Below are 2,846 nucleotides of genomic sequence, written 5' to 3' on the forward strand. Positions count from 1 at the left end.
CCAAGATAAAACGGCGCAGTTCCCTTTTCTCCAAACGCGGATGCTGGCGGACAAAATCACTGAAAAGCTGCTTCATCCAGCCTTCTAAATCGTAATTGAGCCCATCAGAAAAAATAATCTGGTTCCGGGTCTCATATACCTGCTCACGCTGGATCTCGTCACTGGCTCCCATGGACAATTGCTGCTTGCGGATATCATAGTCGCTTTCGTCACTTCTGACTTGCGCAGAATTAAGCGCCTCCCTGATCCGCCAGTTCTTTAGTTCATGGACCTGAGTCAGGTTCAAGTCTTCTGAATGGTACTTTTGCCGGTAGCGGTCCAGCCACAAGGGACCGTACTTGATGACCACATCGTCTTCCAAGGAAACGAAAAATTCACTTGTTCCCGGGTCGCCCTGCCGGCCGGCCCGGCCGCGCAGCTGGTCGTCAATTCTTCTGGAGCTCATCTTGGCCACCCCTAAGACGGCTAAGCCGCCCAGTTCAGCCACACCCGGCCCCAGCTTAATGTCGGTCCCCCGACCAGCCATGGTCGTGGCCACCGTAACGGCCCCGACCTGACCGCCTTCTTTGACGATGGTGGCTTCCTTGGCCGCGTTTTTGGCATTCAAGACATTGTGGGGAATCTGCTCTCTCAGCAATAGTTCTGAATAGATTTCAGAAACGGCAATCGATTCGGTAATGATCAAAACCGGCCGCCCCAAGGCATGCAGGCGCTTGACCTCTTCCAGTGAGGCTAAAAGCTTGCTTGGCAGATCTGGATAGATCCGGTCTGGCAGGTCCTTGCGGATGACCGGCCGGTTGGTCGGAATCCGGACCACCTTGGTCCCGTAAATCTTGAAAAATTCATCCCGGGCAGAATAGCCAGTCCCGGTCATGCCGGAAAGCTTTTTAAACATTCTGAAGAGACTTTGGTAAGTAATTGAAGCCATGGCCTGCTGGTCATCTGACAAATCAAGCTGCTCTTTCATCTCAATCGCCTGGTGCTGGCCAGCCTGCAGCTTCATCCCTTCCAGGATCCGCCCGTTTTCTTTGTCCAAGAGGGCAACCTCACCGTCAGCGCCGACCACGTATGCTTCTTCTTTTTCAAAGAGGCAGTGGGCCTTTAAGGCCAGGTTGATGCAACGGACCAATTCCGTATGCTCGCCGTCATAGAGATTGGGCAGGCTGAAAAATTCTTCTGCCTTCTTGACCCCAGCTTCAGTCAGCCAGACATTGTTATGCTCTTCATTGAATTCATAATCATCTTCTGACAAAAAGTAGATGAATTCGTCAGCTACTCCGATATAGTTGGACTTGACCTTGGGCAAGCCGGCAATGACCAGGGGAGTAATGGCCATGTCCAGCAAAACTGAGTCGGCTTCGTCGACAATGCAGTAGTTAAAAGGCCGCATGTACTTTTCGTCTTTTTCCTGGGCCATGTTGTCCAAAAGATAGTCAAAGCCCAGGGCCCCGCTGGTTGAATAAACGATGTCAGAATTGTAGATCTTTTTCTTCTGCTTGACCTTCAGCTTCTCGCCTTCCAAGCTGAAACCCGTAGCATAGGTAAGGCCCAGCCAGCGGTAGACCTGGGACATTTCTTCCCCGTCCCGGTTGGCCAGGTATTCATTGGTCGTCACCAAAATCGCCCCGTCTCCGCTTAAGGCATTAAGGTAAAGAGGCATGGTGGCGACCAGGGTCTTGCCTTCCCCGGTCTTCATTTCGACAATATTGCCGTAGTTAAGACCGATCGCGCCCATCACCTGGCTGTCATGGGGAAACATCCCCAAAACCCGCCAGTCGGCTTCCCGGACGACAGCGTAAGCTTCAACCAATAAACTGTCCACGCTGGCCCCTTGCTTTATCCGCTTTTTAAATTCAGCAGTCTTTCCCTTGAGCTGGTCATCAGTCAATTGCCGCATGGGCTCTTTAAGCCGGTTGACTTTCTTTAAGACCTGGCGGATCTTCCTCAGATCCCAGTAATCCGCTGAAAACAGACTTCCAATCGCGGCCATGGCCTTACTCCCTTCTGCGCAAGTACCGGTCGACTACCTGGGCCGCCAAGAGCCGCCGGTGCTCGTTTTCTTCATGCATTTTTTCCCAGTCGATCTGGCTGATGTCCGTCTCATCAGTAATCTCTTCCACGTCAATCCGGTGGAAGACCAGCTGGTGGCAGCCCGCCCCAACCAGTTCGATCGTATAGTAGTTGGCCTCTTTCGGAAAGGCAAAAATTCCCTCTTGGCCATGAATGATCTGCAGCTTAACCATGTGGTCTTCCCGGTCAAAAGCCACCAGGCGCAGGTAAAAGCCCGCTTCCTGGTCAGCCTCGGCCAGAATCCGGAAGAGGTACTTGCGACCATTGATCAAAAGCGGAAGTGACGGGATGGCGTGGGCGGTGCTGTAGCTGTAGACCATGTCCCACTTATAGATGACCGAGCCAGCCGGCAGAGCTCCGTTATAAAAGAAGACGTCGTCTCTGGCCCGGCGGATGATCTTGGAGCCATACATATAGGCGTGGCCAGTCGCTTTGACCGTGCTGCCCGTATAAGCAAAGCCGCTCCGGTATTTCTGCTGGTCCCGGCCGGAGATCCCCCGCCAAAAAGGACTGCAATTTTCATTCCAATAAATGCTCTGCATCTCTATCGCCCGTATTCATCCTTCAAAATTGCCCCATACTGGGTTCTGAACCATTTGACCAAGGGGCCGGTTGCGTCATTGTGGTGGCCGGGAAAGCCCTTGGCAATGATCTTGCTGTCCTGCTTGCGCCGGCTGAAGCTGCGCATAATGTCCCGGTAGGCATGGGGGTCGTAGTCGTCGTCCTCCATATAAGCAATAGCCAGGGTAGTTTTAGAAAAGTCGGCCTTGTCAAAA

General features: G+C 52.8%; 3 protein-coding genes. All 3 read right to left on the minus strand.

All coding sequences use genetic code 11. From position 1 onward, the window contains the following. Window positions 1–1,990 (minus strand): accessory Sec system translocase SecA2 (secA2, locus tag ACI32D_RS02645; protein WP_439775102.1); only part of this gene is annotated, 1,990 nt, incomplete at its 3' end. Between the two features lie 4 nt (window positions 1,991–1,994). Further along, window positions 1,995–2,612, minus strand: a complete 618-nt coding sequence (asp3, locus tag ACI32D_RS02650) for an accessory Sec system protein Asp3 (RefSeq protein ID WP_439775103.1) — start codon at window positions 2,610–2,612, stop codon at window positions 1,995–1,997. Between the two features lie 2 nt (window positions 2,613–2,614). After that, window positions 2,615–2,846: accessory Sec system protein Asp2 (locus ACI32D_RS02655; RefSeq protein ID WP_439775104.1), on the minus strand; the 232-nt coding region annotated here is incomplete at its 5' end.

Origin of the sequence: Lactobacillus sp., from assembly GCF_051873315.1 — a bacterium.
Taxonomy (GTDB): domain Bacteria; phylum Bacillota; class Bacilli; order Lactobacillales; family Lactobacillaceae; genus Lactobacillus.